The sequence below is a fragment of the Actinomadura scrupuli genome (assembly GCF_050971785.1).
Taxonomy (GTDB): domain Bacteria; phylum Actinomycetota; class Actinomycetes; order Streptosporangiales; family Streptosporangiaceae; genus Actinomadura_E; species Actinomadura_E scrupuli.
In genome coordinates this window covers 1-14,243 of sequence record NZ_JBPCCU010000002.1, presented here as the reverse complement: position 1 = coordinate 14,243, position 14,243 = coordinate 1, and the positions used below count along the sequence as shown (strand labels likewise).

Sequence of the window (14,243 nt, the reverse complement as noted above, 5' to 3'; positions counted from 1 at the left end):
CGCGGGTGGCGCCGGCGGCGCGACGGGCTACGGGTGCGGGTCGTCGGTCTTGAGCCGTTCTCCGGTGGTGGAGACGAAGACGACGAGGAGCTTGGCCGGTGCTGTGTTGCTGACGTTTTCGGTGGCCACGTGGTGGGCTCCTGGCTGCTCGATCCAGTTCTCGCCCTGGTGGTACGTGCGCATCGGTTGGCCTTCGAGCCGGCTCCGTACAGCGCCTTCGAGCACGTACGCGTAGACGAACGCGTTGCCGTGCCGGTGGGGCACCGCCCGGGCGCCCGGCGGGAAGGTCACGGTCGCCGAGGTGAAGGTCTTACCTCGGACGTTCGGGAGCGACTGCTGGATCAGAGTCTTCAGGGTCTCGGAAGGGTGTTCCGTAGCCACGGACGCGGCGGCCGGGGCGGCCGGACGCTCCGTCGCAGGGGCGCATCCGACGACCGCGGCAGCCGTGCCGGCGATCAGCACGCCGCCGGCGATTCGCACACTGATCATGAGTGCTGCACTCCCTGTTCGTATTCGTCCAGGACCTGAATGATCGTCTTGCCGGGCGTGCGGCGGTGGCGGGCGAACGCGGAGGCCGTTTCGGAAAGCGGTCGCACGGCGCCGACGATGGGGTTGAGCCGTCCGGCCCGGAGACGCTGGGCGAGGTCGGTCAGCCGGGCGCGGTCGGGTTCGACGACGAAGAAGATGGCTCGCCCGTCCTTGGGCTGCACGGTAGGTGGCACGGCGATGGTGACGAGGACGCCGCCCGGGCGTACCAGTTCGGTCGATCGATCGAGGATGTCACCGCCGATGACGTCGAACACCACGTCCACCTCGCCGACGTGCTGCAAATCGTCGGCGTCCAGGTCGAGGAAGGTCTGGGCGCCGAGGCCCAGCGCGACATCACGGTCGTCGGCTCGGCCGGTGCCGATCACGTGGGCGCCCACCTCTCGCGCGAGTTGGACGGCGATCGAGCCGACGCCGCCCGCGGCGCCGTGAATGAGGACGGTCTGGCCGGTCGTGAGGTGGGCGTGGTCGAACAGGCCCTGCCATGCGGTCAGTCCGGAAATGGGCAGCGCGGCGGCCACGGTGTGGTCGATGTCGGCCGCGAGGGGGGCGAGGTTGCGAGCCTCCACCGCGGTGTATTCGGCCAGGGATCCGTTGCGGGCCCAGTCGGTCAGTCCGAACACCCGCTGGCCCACGGTGAGGCCGGTGGTTCCGTAGCCGAGCTCGACCACGGCTCCGGACAGCTCGTGCCCGGGGATGCTGGGTGTCCGGTCGCGGCCGGCGCGATCAGACCACGTGCCCGGCCAGTCGAGCTCTCCGGGGGTGAAGCCCGCGGCGTGCACGCGCACGATGACGTCGTTCTCCGCAGCGTGCGGGTAGGGCATGTCGGTCAGGGTGAGGCCGCCGACCCCCGCGTCACGGTCCCGCACGGTGATCGCTCGCATGCTCGCATCCCTTCCAGGACGATGGAGTTGGGCACCAGGGTGGTGCCAGGGTCAGCTCGGCCAGGGCGAGCCGAGAATGCGCTCGACCGTCGTCGTGCGCTTGAAGCCGGGGATGAAGTGCTCGAGCACGTCGGAGTTCACGGTGCCGTTCGTGGTCTCGGGGCGGTCCTTGAGCCCGTCGACGTAGGCTCGGAGAAACTCGTTCTTGAAGTCCCCTCGTGGGTGGACGGCGAGGATCTCGCTCAGCTGATCGTGTTCCAGTCCGTCCAGGCCGAAGCCGAGCACGTCGGTCAGGACGCCGAGGTGCGTGGTCGCGATTTCCGGGGCCATCCGGCCGGGGATGCCCGGCGTGGTGTGCAGCGCGATCGCCGTCCAGACGGTCTCGGCGGCGGCCGCCGGGAAACCCCGCTCCAGGAGGAACTTGCGCGCGTGGTCGGCACCATCGACTTCGAAGCGCTGCTCGACGTCGGAAAAGGGAGTCAGGAGGCCGGTGTCGTGGAACATGGCCGCCAAGTAGAGCAACTCCGGATCCGGTTTCACGCTGAGCTTGTGAGCGTGCATCAGGCTGAAGAAGAAGACCCGCCGGGAGTGGTGGTAGATGAGGGGGCTGGTCGTCTCCTGGATGAGCCTGGTCGCTTCGGCGACCGCCGCTGTCTCAGGAATCTCCAACCCCGCGATGACCTCTGGCATGACCTCTGACTTTCCGGAGTGTGTCGGCTGTGGACCGGTGTGCCCGACTTCCATGCTGCCCACCGATCGGCGTGCGGCGCCGCCTTCGTTCGGCCAGTAATCACCTAAATCTGGACAGGTCCAACTCGCAGCCGTGCGCTCCACCACGCGCGGCACCACGTCGCGCAGCCGGTTGTGGCACGAGGATTTCGTAAACCGGCCTTTGCCACGGCTCCGGCGTTTCTTGAACGAACCCGCTCTGCCGAGGAGCGGTCGGAGGGGCGGCTTCGGCTTCCGCTGCCGGTTGGGTCACCCCGCCCACGAGGGCCCCGTCATCTCCGGTAACGGTGTGCTACCAATGAACGGTGTCCATGCCTCCTGCGTCGCCGACCCGACGGTGGTCAGTGTCGCCGGGGTCCGGCCGGTCACCGCGCGGATCCGGCTCCGGAGGGACCGGAGTGGTGAACGCCGCCCCCCATCGCGTCGCGATCCTCGTCTACGACGGAGTGACGTTGCTGGACGTCGCCGGCCCCGCGGAGGTGTTCAAGGAGGCGAACCGATTCGGCGCCGACTATCGGATCGTGCTGCTGTCGCCGACCGGTGCGGAGGTCACGTCGAACCTCGGGGTCCGGATAGCGGTCGACGGCGCCGTCTCCTTGGAGCCGGCCTTCGACACGTTCCTGGTGGCCGGGTCCGACCTCTATCCGCGCGCCCGTGTCCCCGCCGACCTGGCGGACGCCGCGCGGATACCGGCGGCTGTGGCCGGCCGGGTCGTGTCGATCTGCACCGGGGCGTTCGTCCTCGCCGCCGCCGGTCTCCTCGACGGCAAGCGCGCGACGACGCACTGGCAGGTCGCGCACGAACTCGCCGCCCGGTGTCCGACGTGCCGCGTCGAGCCCGACGCGATCTACGTGCGCGATGGCACCACGTACACGTCGGCAGGGGTGACGGCCGGCATCGATCTGGCGCTCGCTCTCGTCGAAGAGGACCACGGGCCCGACCTGGCGCGCGACGTCGCCCGCGCCCTGGTGGTGTACATGCAGCGCGCGGGCGGTCAGTCCCAGTTCTCGGCGCCGCTGCAAGGCCCGCCGCCCCGCTCGCCGGCTCTCCGCAAAATCACCGACTTGGTGACGGCGAACCCCCGCGGGGACCACTCGCACGGTGAACTTGCGAAGCACCTCAACGTGAGCACCCGGCACCTCACCCGGCTTTTCCACGACGAGCTGTCCACGACACCGGCCCGCTACGTGGAGAACATCCGATTCGACCTGGCCAGGGCACTGCTCGACCAAGGACACACCGCGACGCAGGCCGCGACCCTCGCCGGGTTCCCCAGTTACGAAAGCATGCGACGGGTTTTCGCCAGGAAGCTGTCGATCAGCCCCGCCGCCTACCAACGCCGGTTCAGCACGACCCGCCGAGCCGACGCGGGTCAGCTCAGACGCCGCGCCGAACATCGTGAGGGAGATCGTCGGCCATAGCGGCCAGTGGCGATAGCGACCCCGTCCCAGAACACGTGATCAAAACGAAGTGGAGATCCGGCCCTTGTCGCTACTGGCCGTTCCGATTCTCCTGGCCGACGCCTTCTCCTGGTCGACGCTGAGGCCGGTCAGCTCCGAGCCGCGGGCGCGCACAGGCCCGCGCGATGCGACGGCGACTGGGACGAGGCGAGGGTCGCCCGGCCGAGTTGACCAGGCGACCCCCGGCCCGCCGGCGGACGGTCAGGGACGTTGGCCGGGGCGGTCCACGACGCCTGCGGCCAAGCGGACGGAATAGCTCTCGACCGCGCCCTTCAGGAAGCGCCCGCCGTCCGGCATGGTGTGGTTCTGAGCGACGGTGGTGCGGTGGCCCTGGTAGGCGTAGGTGGACGGGTCCAGGAGGATCTCCTCCTTCGCCCAGCCCTCGATGAGGAACGAGACCGAGACCGCCTTGTGCCCCGCCCCGTCCTTGGCGGTCCGGTCCACGGTGACGCCGGGAATCCTCGCCATCGCGCGGTAGGCGGCGGCGGTCTGTCCCGGCGGCAGCGCGCCGTTGTTCAGCAGTAGCGACCCGAGCAACTGGAACGCGCCCCCGTTCCGGTCGCCCGGCGTCCTATCCGCGCGGGCCCAGGCCAGCATTGCGTCCGGGTCGGTGGGCAGCTTGGCGACGGTGGCGTAGTCGATCGGCGGCATTCCCCCGCCCGTGGCGGAGATGACGAGCTTGCCGTGGTCGTACATCGCCATGCGCTTCCCGTCCGCCCGAACCCATTCCCGGTCGACCTGCGTATTCAGCGGCGACCCCGGCGCGATGACCTGGCCGCGGCCGGGGACGCCGCTGCGCCGGTAGAGGGTCTGGGTGTAGACCCACTGGCCGGGACGCGGCGCGGTGAACGGCTGCTTCAGCGCGAACGTCGCGGCGGCGTTCAGCACCTGCTGCGTCTCCGTCACCGGGGTGGCCGCCGGGTGGTGCGGCCTGCCGTCGCTCGTGGCGACGACGGCGCCGACGCCGGCGATGACCGCCCCGGCGACGCCGCCTGCGGCGACGAGGCGGAACGTCGTCCGGCGGGACGGGCCGGTACGGCGGGCCGGGGACGCCGTGATCCGCTCGTAGGCGGCGCGTCCGGCCGGGTCGTGGGCGGCGCCGTCGAAGGCGCCGGGCGGGCAGGGGTCGGCCGGAGCCATCATGCGGCGGACTTCGTGGATGTCGTTCATACCTGGGAGCTCCCTTGCAGCGGGGTGGCGGGTGCGGGGCGGTCGGCGGCGTCGATCTCGGCGAAGGCGGCGGTCAGGCGGCGCCGGGCGCGGTGCAGGCGCACGGAGAACGTCTTGACCGAGCAGCCCACCGCGGTCGCCGCGGCCCGCGCGTCGAGGCCGTCCCAGCCGACGAGCTGGAGGACCTCGCGGTCGCGGGCGGACAGGCGGCTGAGCGCGGCGGCTATGCGGCCGCCTTCGGCCAGATCAGACGCCACGTCGGCGTCGGGGGCGGGCGGGCCATCGCCGCGCAGCCGGCCCCACAGCCGGGTGCGCCGACGGCGGCTCCGCATCTCGTTGGCGAGGACGTTGCGGGCGACGTTCAGCAGCCATAGGAACGGGCGGTCGCCGGGATGTCGCCGCGCCGCCGCCAAGCGACCAGGAACGTATCCGCGGCGACGTCCCGGGCCGACTCGTGGTCGATCCGACGCGCCGCGTACCTGAGCACATCCTCGTAGTGCGCGTCCCACAACCGGGTGAATCTCCCGTCTGGATCGGGCACGCCGGCTCCCTTCTCTCGGGTCGGTGTCGCTCAGAGATGTCCGGCAGGGCCGCTTTGTCTACACCTTGATCGATCTCCGCTGGTCGGCGCGCTCCTGGGGATGGTTCCGGGACACCATGACCTGGGCGGCCTTCGTATGACAGACCGCGTCCCGGAACCGACCGATTCCGGGACGACCGATGTCGAGGTGTCCGGTTGGCCGAGGTGGGCTGGCGGAGCGTGGCGGTAGGTGAGGGACAGGAGGCGACGGCGGTTTCGCGGGGCGGCCGTTGCCGGCGGTGGTCGATTAGCCGCTGGTGATCTACAGTGACCTCGGCCTACCGGGGGGCCGATCGCGGCGGGAGAGCGCAGAATGATCCACCAACCATCCACCGGGGCGGCATCGGGCTCCGCGGGGCGGCTTCTGCTGGGGCTGATCTTTCTCGCCGGGGAGGCCCTCCTGGCCAGCATTATGGTGCCGGACATCCTGCCGACGATCCGGGCCGTGAGGGGGAACGGCCAGGCCGGCACGTTCGCCGCCGAGCGGCTCGACTGCGCGAAGCGGTGCCTGTGGTACGGGCAGTTCCGCCCGGACTCCGGTGGTGCCCCCCGCCGGGGGGTCTACATCGAGGGGGTAGGCCGGGGCGAGCTAGTGGAGGGTCGGGCGGTGCGGGCGATGGACACCGGTGCCCCGGACAACGTCTACACCCCCGACGGGGCCCCGCACTGGCCGGGCGTGATCGGTGGATCCCTGCTCACGCTGATGGTCACTGTCGCCGCATGCCATCTCGTATGGCGGGGGAGCCGCGGGCTCATCCGCAGGCGACCGGACGGCACCAGTCGCACACCGGGCCCGAACCGAAGCGGCAGTGACGGTCGATCGTGACCATGGCCCGGTGCCGTCCATCACCTCGACCGGCCGACCCGGCGGAGATGGCCGGCCCGTGGTGGTGGACACCGGTACGGGGGCGGGTCGGGTGGGTCACAGCGACATCGAGTCACCATGACGATCTACGCTCACGCCTCCCGACCAAAGGGCGGCCCTGTGGAAGCGGGGGATGCTCTCGGTTGAGGACGGTGTCGTCAAAAAGATCCCGGGTGATCATGATTCGGGGTCTTTTGGCTGGTCAGTGAGGTGGACAGGGGCGGGGTCGAACCGCCGACCTTCCGCTTTTCAGGTGTCGCGGCCCGAGCGCTGTTCTGACAGCGCTTCCGCAGCCCACCTCTGAGCGAAAACCGCATAAGCATGCCCAGTACTTGGGTGCTGAGGGCGTCATGGGCGTGGGGCTCCGGTGCGGCGACGGCTCGCCGATGACCTCGAGTAGGGCCCTGATGGCGACGGCCATGGCCAGGATGTTGATCGTGGTCTGATTCGGACGGGGAAGTGCCAGACCGGGTTCTTCGGGGTGGTCGCCAGGGCTGCCAGCGGGGCGGTCATGAGTGCGGAGAGGGTGCGGAGGTCGAGGCGGCCGTCCGGGTGGATGGCGGGTTCCAGTGCCTCGGGTGGGTGGTAGCCGGTGACGATGTGCGGGTGCACACCACCGCCGCCCTCGATGCCCGACAGCGCCGGCTGGGTGATGCCCGCGTATTCGGCCACTTCCGCCTGGGTGAGTCCCAGCGTCCTGCGACGCTCGCGGACCATGTCACCGAGTCGAAGATCGAGCCCCGCCAGTTCCTACTCAGGGTGCTCAGGTACGCCCTCGCGCAGGCGCCGCTCATGGTCAAGCTTCCACCTGCTGTGCCCGGCCATCACTCGCTCCTCGCATAGACATGACCCGCTGGGGTCCGTATGGGATGACTCGCAGGCCCACCGCACCTTGACCGCTCGGTCCACATCCCGAGGTTGTGAGTCATCACGGACCTTCTGGAACACGGTTAGTAGCACGATCAGACGGTCACGCCCCGTCGGCAGCCAATAGGTGATCCGCCACGCTGTCTCCCCGAGGTACAGCCGTAACTCGCGGACGCCATCGCGTAGCGCCTTGGTGTGATCTCTATCGAGCATGTCGCCCCGGTCGACCCGTCAACGTTGCTGTCAGTGGTCGGGCGTGATGCCGTGTCAGAACCGCAGGTCGGACCATTCGATCGTGACGGGAATCGGGTTGTTCACTTGAGGCGTGTGGTCGGCGTCATCCTTCATGAAGGTACCGGTGTGCTTATAGAGCATGGTGGCGCGATCAAGTTGGTAACGCTCGATAACGGCCACGCCGGTGTTGTCCAGGCGAACGATCCAGTAGTGCGGGATCCCTGCCTTGGCGTATTCGCCGGGTTTGTCGGTTGTGTCCTGAGTTTCGGAGCCTGGCGAGACGATCTCGACGACGAGCAGTGCGTGCTCGGCCTGCAGGCGTTCCCCCCGGCCGAGGTCCAGGCATCTGTAGAGGATCACATCGGGACGCCGGTTCAACAGCGGTACGTCCCGTAGTCGTAGATCGACATCGTTGTTGACGGTGATGCACTCGTAGCCGCGATCCATGGCCTTTCGGGCGTGGGCCTCCAGAAGGTTGGCCAATCTCCGGCCCGCCGTCTGATGATTGGGGGCCGGGGCCTCGCAGTAGACGACGTAGCCGTCCACGATCTCGATCGCCCTGGCGATCTCTTCGGGGAGCGCTTCGTACTCCTCGGCGGTCACGCGGGCGGGCTGCGGTCGAATACCCAGCAGCCAGCTGTCCTCCGGCAGGGCCGTCATCGGGCGTCCCCTCGTGGTCTGGGCCTGACTGGCTCGTTCAGCTTACGGCTCGGCCTGGAATTTCCGTCGCCAAGGCCGGTGGCGGCGCTAGCATCGGCGCCACCGAATGCGCGCGATGGCTACGCGCGGCTACGTTCATTCGGTTGCGCTTTCGCGTCGTTGATAGCGGTGACGGCCGCGTGGGGGTGGGACGTGGTGACGGTGACGGTGCGGCCGTTGCTCAGCAGTAGCCGCAGGGTGGGGCCGGAGCGGACGGTGCAGCAAGTGCGTCGTGGGGTCCACCAGAAACCGAAGGCCACGGACAAGGGGTGGAGGTCGATCACTTCGGCGTGCTGGATCTGGTCGAGGTGGTAGGTGCAGCGTGGCCATCCGAGTGCTCCGAAATGAATGGAGACTCCGTTGGGACCGGCCGTAGTCCTGACGCTGGACCCGGTGAGAGCGAAGAGGACCACGCCGGCGACGGAGATCAGTATCGATGCCAGGTCCCGCCAGCTCCCGTTCGGTCCCCCTCCCAGGACCAGTAGTAGCAGTAGTACGGCGCTGCCGGTGACTATGGGCCAGTTGGTCGCGCGGCCGGTGTAGATCGAGTAACGGTCGGTGCCGGAGAACCCGGATGCGGTCATGTCAGCTCCTCGATGAGGCGGATCAGTTCGGTACGGCCGAGCCCCTGGGCACGGGCGACGGCGATCAGGGCGTGGGCCGCCTCGGTGACCGAGGCCAGCGGTGCACCTGCCGAGGTCACCCGGGCTCCGCGCCCCCGGCGGAACTCCAGCAGGCCCTCGTCTCTCAGCTGCCGGTAGGCGGCGAGCACGGTGTTGCGGTCGACCGACAGTGCCACCGCCAGCTCGGCGGCCGGAGGAAGCTGCTCACCGCTGGTCAGCTCGCCCGATGCCACCCCGTGGCGGACGCAGCCGGCGACCTGACGCTGCAGCGATTCCTGGGATGAGTGATCAACAGTCCATCTCATGGTGCTAGTATTATTAGCACCATTTAGCCATGAGTCAAGCAACCGGTTCTCCCGAACGCGGCACCAGACGATCCTGGACTCCTAGCGATGGCCCGAGCCGCAAGGTAGACGGCAGTGGCAGCGGGACGGCGTCTTGTGCCGAGTGAATCGCGGGCTCACCGTCGACCAGGCGTGGGCCGTGCTCAAGGTCGCCGAGAGCGAGTGGCTCTACGCCTGTACGTCCTGGCGCTCTGCCTCGGACTGCGGCACGGGGGACTGCTCGGACTGCGCTGGGAAGATCTCGACCTGGACGCCGGCACCCTCGAAGTCGTCCAAAGCCGCCAGCGCATCGGCGGGGAGCTACGGTTCGTACGCCCCAAGACCAACGACTCCGAACGGACCATCCCGCTACTGGACCTGTGCGTTGAGGCTCTGCGGGCGCACCGTGTTGCGGTTGGCGACCTGATGGGTCGACAGGAAGTCGTCCGTGGCGCCGGCGAGGGTGATCGCGGCGCCGCAGATCGCGGTGACCTTCGCGGACGCTGTCACTGGTCGTCTCCGAGCGCGGGAGCGATGTACCGGATAACGTGCCCGAGTCGCGCATCAGCAGCGGGGCCGGATTGCCTGCTCAGCTGTGACCGTTCAGCGCTCATGTACGTGATGAATAGGCTGTTGTCACGTACATGAGATCGGATTGATGGCGAGGGTTCGGGGCGTCCGGGTGACCTACCAGCTCAGCTTCTTCTGCAGGTCGGGAGAGGTAACCGGTCATGCGGCGCTGGAGCGTCTGCTCGATGAGTTGCTCAGCACTGGTGGTCCGCTGCTGGGCGAGTGGCTTGGGCCATTCGACCGGGAGGTGGCGGCTTACGAGCTCGCGACCAAGGCGGACAGCAGGCAAGAGGTCCCCGGGTGGTTGAACCTCGAGATCCACGTCGGGGTTGCATTCATCGCCGAGTCGGTCTTCCAGGCTGATCCGGACGGAGAGCATGGGATCTGGGGTTGTGATCTCCTGGCGACGATCACGCTGAGCGGCGGTGATCCGGACTGGGTTCTGGTCCGCAGGATCTGGGCGGCGCTGGCCAAGCTTTGGTCAGCGGTCGCGTGGGACGGGATGTCGGGTTTCGCGATCGCTGAGGAAGCGTGAGCACGCTGGAGTTCGTGATCGATGTTGTCGTGCGCGGTGCGGTTCTGAGCGCCGATCAAACCAGCAGCCTTGAAGACGTCGACCGGATCCTCGGAGCTGCCCCGGCGGTGAACCGGGGCAAGGGGCGGATGTGGCGCGACTACGGCTTGGTCGACTTCTTCTGGGAACGCAGCCCCGGCCGGGCGCCGTGGCGGGGCACCCATTTCACCGTGCAGCTGCACCGGTTGACCTCTACCGGGCCCGAGGTCGCGGCCGCGCCGATCCGTGAACGCTACGGCCCGCTCCAGGCTTCCCTCCCTCTCGTCGACCTGCAGGCGGCTTTGATGGACCTCGGCGTCGATCTGGTCGAACTGCCGAGCACGAACGAGGGATATCGGGAGTACTGGCAGCCGGACTCCGCCGTCCACATCCTCGTCGCCGACGGCGAGGTCGATCGCATCATCGCTCCCTTGCGCGCCGAGACTGCGGCAAGCATGGTCAAGGGCTTCCCCATCGACCAGCAGCGCATCAGACACTTGCTGCAGGCATCCGAGCAGCAGCGCCTGGCGTGGATCAGCCGCCACCAGCCAGGTGCCCAGGACGCGGCCAACTGGTGGCTTCGCTTGTTCCTCCAGATCGAGCACGCGATCCACAGCCGCGCTGGTACACGCGTCGACGCCACTCGTCTCTACCTGTGGGCCGTCCGCCGCGCCCAGGAGGAGGGGGCCTTCGCAGCCGACGAGACGGCCATCCGCGTCGCCGCCGTCACTTCGTCCCTCCGCGCCCGCAATTACGCCTCCGAAGTCATCGAGGTGCTGCCGACGTCGGACCAGGTCGTGCGCGACTGCCTCGATGCCCTCCCGATCACTCTCGCCCAAGCACAGATCCCCTGCGTCCTCAGCCCCGAGAACCTCCCGGCCATGCGCGCCTCACGCCATGCCAAGAACCTGATCAACGCTGCTGCCCACCACCTGCCCGAACTCCACGACCGGGCCATCGCCGAGCAGCTCCGTGACTGGATCGCAGCGAAACCCAACCTCGTTTAACGACCGGAGCAAGCGGGCGAATTAGACGCCGGTGCCGCGATGTGGGTCTACGCGGTCGGATCGGCCGACCTTGAGCGCACGAGCCCGTTCGCCCGTGTTCTCGGGACGGATCCGTTCCGCCAAGCACTCCCGATGGGAGATGACGGTGTGGCTGCCCGGTCCGTCGTTGCTGCGCACATCCAGGACCAGGCCGTCTCCACCCGAGCTCAGGGTTGTCCAGCTCCCGCAGAAGTCACAGGGCCACGCGAACGCCTCCAGGTCAGGCGGTCGCTTCGTCAGACCTTGCCTCAGCTGCGAGGGCGCCACTCGTCCGTGTGCGGGCTCAAGCTAGTTGCTGGTTCCGCTCGCGGACGTGCTGCAACAGGCCCCAGACAAAGCATGCCTCGTAGCGGCGGGTTCGTCCTGTCGAATCAGGTGCGCTGAACTCCATCAGCAGCCAGCTTGTGTGGAAGCCGTCCACGTTCAGCGTCGGCCCGAAGCGGAGTTCGACCTCCTTGTGGGTGCACGACCACGGCGCCAGGTCTGCGGCGGTCTCCAGGCGTGGAGCAGGTGCACCGTCCCGCCTGGTCAGCCACACGTTGAAGAGAGAACATTTAGGAAGTTCGAGCATTTCGAACCACAAGTACGGCCAGGTGGACAGGGCCCACCGCGTCCACATGCCGCCACGGTCATTCTCGGAGTACGGCTCTCGGGAGACGGGCTGCCCGAGCCAGCGTGTGTAGTCGGCGACACTGCAGGGAGCTATCTGAAGCCGGCGCTCCTCAGCTGCGGACGCCTCCGCTCGGTTTGCATCCAGAGCATGCAAGGCCGCTTCGGTCTGGATAGGCGCCTCGTCGTACATGCTGTCCAAGAGCGCCAGCTCAAACTCACGAAGCCCAAAATCCCGCTCGTAGCTAGTACTCACCCGACAATGATCGGACAGAGCCAAGTCCAACAACACCCCGAGAATCGGACGTTACTTCGGTGCCGTCAGCTTGGGAATTCGCTCCCAGTGATCACCTCTGACCTGCGGTACCGCCGACCTGCGGGGTAGCGCCGATCTCCCCGTTGATGACCGTGGACGACCGTGGTCGTCCTCTCTGACGGGCATGCAACGGGCACGAGCTTCATGCTAGGGCTTTTTCGTGGTCGGACGGAGTGTCCCCGGCGGAATTCGAAATTGCGGCGCATTCTGGATCAGTTGTTCTAGGTTCGAGCTCTGCTACCCCAGCAGATGTCTGAGCTGCTGCCCCGGCCGTTCGGGCATGGCGCGGATGGACCGGCGCCCGCGCCGCACGCCCGTAGCGGCGGGACGTCGCTCGGAAGACCCAGCCGCTCGCGGTAGTCCGCAGTGGTCGGGCCTGCCTTCCGTTAGATTCACGGTCACATCCACCTCACAGCCCGGCTGCTGAGCAGGTGCGAGACCTGCGATGAATAGATCAGGGGCACTACTTACCACCGAAACTAGAGCCTCACCTTGAATGGCGCAGATAATCTCCACCCTCGCGCCCAAAACTGCTGAAAATGAACTCATAGATGTCCTGCGCAAGCGCGCAGACATCTTTTAACGAATATGGTCTCGCGGCCATGTAAGAGAAACCACAGCTCTTGCGATTTCATGGCCAGGTTCCGGGTCCGCAGCGTAACCCACCCGCCGGTCGGGTGCGCGTCTCGGTCGGCATCGGTCAGTGTGGGTCCATGTACGGGTGACCAGACCGCGGCGCAGGCACAGATGATTACTGAGAGTCACTTTAAGTCACTAAGGGTTACATCGGAGAGGGGGCGCCGGACCAAATGACAACACCTTTCCGGCATGTCCGTCGGGCGTCATTAACACAATGAATTCTTTACCTTCGACTGAGACATAAGCGCTCGATAAAGGGCTACAAATTCAGTCACAGAAGCGTGAAGTCTTCTCGCGCGACGAAGCGTAACTGATCGGAGAAACCAGATGGATGGTAGGAAAGCCCGGTGGCTGGCCGGAGGAGGCCTCACACTGACCCTGGTAGCCGCCGCAGCCGCCTTAAGCCAGGGAACCGCACAGGCGCAGGACCGCGCCGGCGTGTCGGCCAAGACGATATGCGGCAGCCAATTCGGGACATTTGTCAATGGGTCCGGCTGGCAGTTTGGCGACCAATACATTCGGGGAGACAATGGCGTCACATATCACCGCCAAAGCGGACCGATCGGGCTCGGTTCATTCGCGGGCCTCTCGAACGGCGATAGGGTGCGGTTCGACTACGCGGGGAACACCTATAGAGGCGCTGAAGCCATCAACGTCTGCAGGGCCTGGCAGCCTGGGTTCCCAGTGCGACCGATCCTGCAGCCGCACTTCCCACCGCGGCCGCCGATCTTCGGCCACCCGGGGTTCCCACCGCGACCGCCGATCTTCGGCCACCCGGGGTTCCCACAGCGACCGCCGATCCTGAATCACCCGCAGTACCCGGGTCTGCCCCACATCCCCGGGCGGCCCTACGTCCCGGGTGCGGGCATCCCGATGCACCACTTCGGGCGCTGATGCCTGCCCCTCCGATCCGCAGCCTGGCACGAGGGCGCCGCTCCACCTGGGAGGTGGTATTGCCGGGAGGACCGGATGACGACCGTTGCCGACCCGGTGCGCCGGTAGGCAGACAGGGTTGAGGCGGAGGGTCGAGTGAACCTGGGCGGTGCCGGTGTCCGCGGCGCCGGCGCCGCCCAGGTGAGTCTGCGCGTGGACAGATATCAGTGTTTGCGGGCGAAGGCGTGCATTTCGAGGAACTGGAAACCTGCGCCGCCCTCGTAGCCGTTGTAGGGCCAGACGGAGATCTGTTTATCGGTTCCGGTGTAGTGGTTGTAGGCCGCGAAGACCGTCGAGGCCGGGCAGATGGAGTCCATCCAGGGCGACTGAGAACAGGGCCGGGCTGGTGGCGCGGGTGGCGAAGTTGAGGCCGTCGAAGTAGCTCAGGGTGTGGAAGACCTTGCCGCGTACCACTGTTGCAGTCAGTCGAGAACGTGCACCGGTTCGCCCATGGTGGCTGATCTTAGGCGTCATCGGCTAGCTGTACTGCCCAGGCAGGTTGGTTGAGTTTGTGTGACGACACGGTGTGAATCTGCGTGATGACGAAGGCCTCCGGTTGTGGAGTGGAGCTGTCTAGGAACCGCTCCGCCAACAGGA

The 14,243-nt window shown here is 67.4% G+C and carries 19 protein-coding genes and 1 tRNA gene; 4 read left to right on the top strand and 16 right to left on the bottom strand.

What is annotated here, in order from left to right; all coding sequences use genetic code 11:
- Nucleotides 1-27 precede the first annotated feature (27 nt).
- From ACRYCC_RS07745 to ACRYCC_RS07735, 3 genes are read right to left on the bottom strand one after another with little or no spacing between them, the layout of a single operon-like run.
- A complete protein-coding gene (locus tag ACRYCC_RS07745) occupies nucleotides 28-489 on the bottom strand; it encodes a cupin domain-containing protein (RefSeq protein WP_433809942.1) in 462 nt (153 codons plus the stop codon).
- The gene (locus ACRYCC_RS07740; protein ID WP_433809941.1) at nucleotides 486-1,430 is read right to left on the bottom strand and encodes an NADP-dependent oxidoreductase; all 945 of its coding nucleotides are present in this window, start codon (nucleotides 1,428-1,430) and stop codon (nucleotides 486-488) included. The genes ACRYCC_RS07745 and ACRYCC_RS07740 overlap by 4 nt, the downstream gene beginning before the upstream one ends.
- A 51-nt stretch (nucleotides 1,431-1,481) precedes the next feature.
- Nucleotides 1,482-2,267: an HD domain-containing protein gene (locus ACRYCC_RS07735; RefSeq protein WP_433809940.1), complete on the bottom strand. Its 786-nt coding sequence runs from the start codon at nucleotides 2,265-2,267 to the stop codon at nucleotides 1,482-1,484.
- Between the two features lie 293 nt (nucleotides 2,268-2,560).
- Here ACRYCC_RS07735 and ACRYCC_RS07730 point away from each other — a divergent pair, with 293 nt between their 5' ends.
- Entirely contained in the window at nucleotides 2,561-3,580 is a 1,020-nt protein-coding gene (locus ACRYCC_RS07730; RefSeq protein ID WP_433809939.1) for a GlxA family transcriptional regulator, read from the top strand.
- A gap of 240 nt (nucleotides 3,581-3,820) precedes the next feature.
- Here the strand turns inward: ACRYCC_RS07730 and ACRYCC_RS07725 are convergent, their stop codons facing one another.
- The 3 genes from ACRYCC_RS07725 to ACRYCC_RS07715 are packed head-to-tail and all read right to left on the bottom strand — an operon-like array spanning nucleotide 3,821 to nucleotide 5,330.
- Nucleotides 3,821-4,789 (bottom strand): CU044_5270 family protein, encoded by a 969-nt coding sequence (locus ACRYCC_RS07725; protein ID WP_433809938.1) that lies wholly within the window; start codon nucleotides 4,787-4,789, stop codon nucleotides 3,821-3,823.
- The gene (locus tag ACRYCC_RS07720; RefSeq protein ID WP_433809937.1) at nucleotides 4,786-5,202 is read right to left on the bottom strand and encodes an RNA polymerase sigma factor; all 417 of its coding nucleotides are present in this window, start codon (nucleotides 5,200-5,202) and stop codon (nucleotides 4,786-4,788) included. The genes ACRYCC_RS07725 and ACRYCC_RS07720 overlap by 4 nt, the downstream gene beginning before the upstream one ends.
- Nucleotides 5,151-5,330, bottom strand: coding sequence for an RNA polymerase sigma factor (locus ACRYCC_RS07715; protein ID WP_433809936.1), 180 nt, complete (start codon nucleotides 5,328-5,330; stop codon nucleotides 5,151-5,153). Before ACRYCC_RS07715 ends, ACRYCC_RS07720 begins: the two co-directional genes overlap by 52 nt.
- 352 nt (nucleotides 5,331-5,682) lie before the next feature.
- On the opposite strand from ACRYCC_RS07715, the gene ACRYCC_RS07710 reads away from it, so the two are divergent.
- The gene (locus ACRYCC_RS07710) at nucleotides 5,683-6,195 is read left to right on the top strand and encodes a hypothetical protein (protein WP_433809935.1); all 513 of its coding nucleotides are present in this window, start codon (nucleotides 5,683-5,685) and stop codon (nucleotides 6,193-6,195) included.
- Nucleotides 6,196-6,445: 250 nt separating this feature from the next.
- On the opposite strand, the gene ACRYCC_RS07705 is transcribed toward ACRYCC_RS07710, so the two are convergent.
- From ACRYCC_RS07705 to ACRYCC_RS07675, 7 genes are all read right to left on the bottom strand, one after another.
- Nucleotides 6,446-6,523, bottom strand: a tRNA-OTHER gene (locus ACRYCC_RS07705).
- 59 nt (nucleotides 6,524-6,582) lie between these two features.
- Nucleotides 6,583-6,951, bottom strand: a complete 369-nt coding sequence (locus ACRYCC_RS07700; RefSeq protein WP_433809934.1) for a helix-turn-helix domain-containing protein — start codon at nucleotides 6,949-6,951, stop codon at nucleotides 6,583-6,585.
- 33 nt (nucleotides 6,952-6,984) lie between these two features.
- The gene (locus ACRYCC_RS07695) at nucleotides 6,985-7,314 is read right to left on the bottom strand and encodes a type II toxin-antitoxin system RelE/ParE family toxin (RefSeq protein WP_433809933.1); all 330 of its coding nucleotides are present in this window, start codon (nucleotides 7,312-7,314) and stop codon (nucleotides 6,985-6,987) included.
- Nucleotides 7,315-7,368: 54 nt separating this feature from the next.
- Nucleotides 7,369-7,995 carry a Uma2 family endonuclease gene (locus ACRYCC_RS07690; protein WP_433809932.1) on the bottom strand — a complete coding sequence of 209 codons (627 nt, stop codon included), beginning with the start codon at nucleotides 7,993-7,995 and terminating at the stop codon, nucleotides 7,369-7,371.
- Between the two features lie 119 nt (nucleotides 7,996-8,114).
- Nucleotides 8,115-8,618 carry a hypothetical protein gene (locus tag ACRYCC_RS07685; RefSeq protein ID WP_433809931.1) on the bottom strand — a complete coding sequence of 168 codons (504 nt, stop codon included), beginning with the start codon at nucleotides 8,616-8,618 and terminating at the stop codon, nucleotides 8,115-8,117.
- Nucleotides 8,615-8,962 (bottom strand): GntR family transcriptional regulator, encoded by a 348-nt coding sequence (locus tag ACRYCC_RS07680; protein ID WP_433809930.1) that lies wholly within the window; start codon nucleotides 8,960-8,962, stop codon nucleotides 8,615-8,617. Before ACRYCC_RS07680 ends, ACRYCC_RS07685 begins: the two co-directional genes overlap by 4 nt.
- A 387-nt stretch (nucleotides 8,963-9,349) precedes the next feature.
- Nucleotides 9,350-9,490 (bottom strand): hypothetical protein, encoded by a 141-nt coding sequence (locus tag ACRYCC_RS07675; RefSeq protein WP_433809929.1) that lies wholly within the window; start codon nucleotides 9,488-9,490, stop codon nucleotides 9,350-9,352.
- A 172-nt stretch (nucleotides 9,491-9,662) separates the two neighbouring features.
- Between ACRYCC_RS07675 and ACRYCC_RS07670 the strand changes: the two genes are divergently transcribed.
- Both ACRYCC_RS07670 and ACRYCC_RS07665 read left to right on the top strand, forming a co-directional pair.
- Nucleotides 9,663-10,085 carry a hypothetical protein gene (locus tag ACRYCC_RS07670; protein WP_433809928.1) on the top strand — a complete coding sequence of 141 codons (423 nt, stop codon included), beginning with the start codon at nucleotides 9,663-9,665 and terminating at the stop codon, nucleotides 10,083-10,085.
- Nucleotides 10,082-11,110: a hypothetical protein gene (locus ACRYCC_RS07665; RefSeq protein WP_433809927.1), complete on the top strand. Its 1,029-nt coding sequence runs from the start codon at nucleotides 10,082-10,084 to the stop codon at nucleotides 11,108-11,110. Before ACRYCC_RS07670 ends, ACRYCC_RS07665 begins: the two co-directional genes overlap by 4 nt.
- A gap of 322 nt (nucleotides 11,111-11,432) precedes the next feature.
- Here the strand turns inward: ACRYCC_RS07665 and ACRYCC_RS07660 are convergent, their stop codons facing one another.
- The 3 genes from ACRYCC_RS07660 to ACRYCC_RS07650 all read right to left on the bottom strand — a co-directional run bounded on the left by ACRYCC_RS07660 (nucleotide 11,433) and on the right by ACRYCC_RS07650 (nucleotide 14,120).
- On the bottom strand, nucleotides 11,433-12,014 hold the full coding sequence (locus ACRYCC_RS07660; protein WP_433809926.1) for a hypothetical protein: 582 nt from the start codon (nucleotides 12,012-12,014) through the stop codon (nucleotides 11,433-11,435).
- A 1,796-nt stretch (nucleotides 12,015-13,810) separates the two neighbouring features.
- Complete coding sequence (locus ACRYCC_RS07655; protein ID WP_433809925.1) at nucleotides 13,811-13,963, bottom strand: acetylxylan esterase; 153 nt, start codon at nucleotides 13,961-13,963, stop codon at nucleotides 13,811-13,813.
- On the bottom strand, nucleotides 13,899-14,120 hold the full coding sequence (locus ACRYCC_RS07650; RefSeq protein WP_433809924.1) for an acetylxylan esterase: 222 nt from the start codon (nucleotides 14,118-14,120) through the stop codon (nucleotides 13,899-13,901). Before ACRYCC_RS07650 ends, ACRYCC_RS07655 begins: the two co-directional genes overlap by 65 nt.
- Nucleotides 14,121-14,243 lie beyond the last annotated feature (123 nt).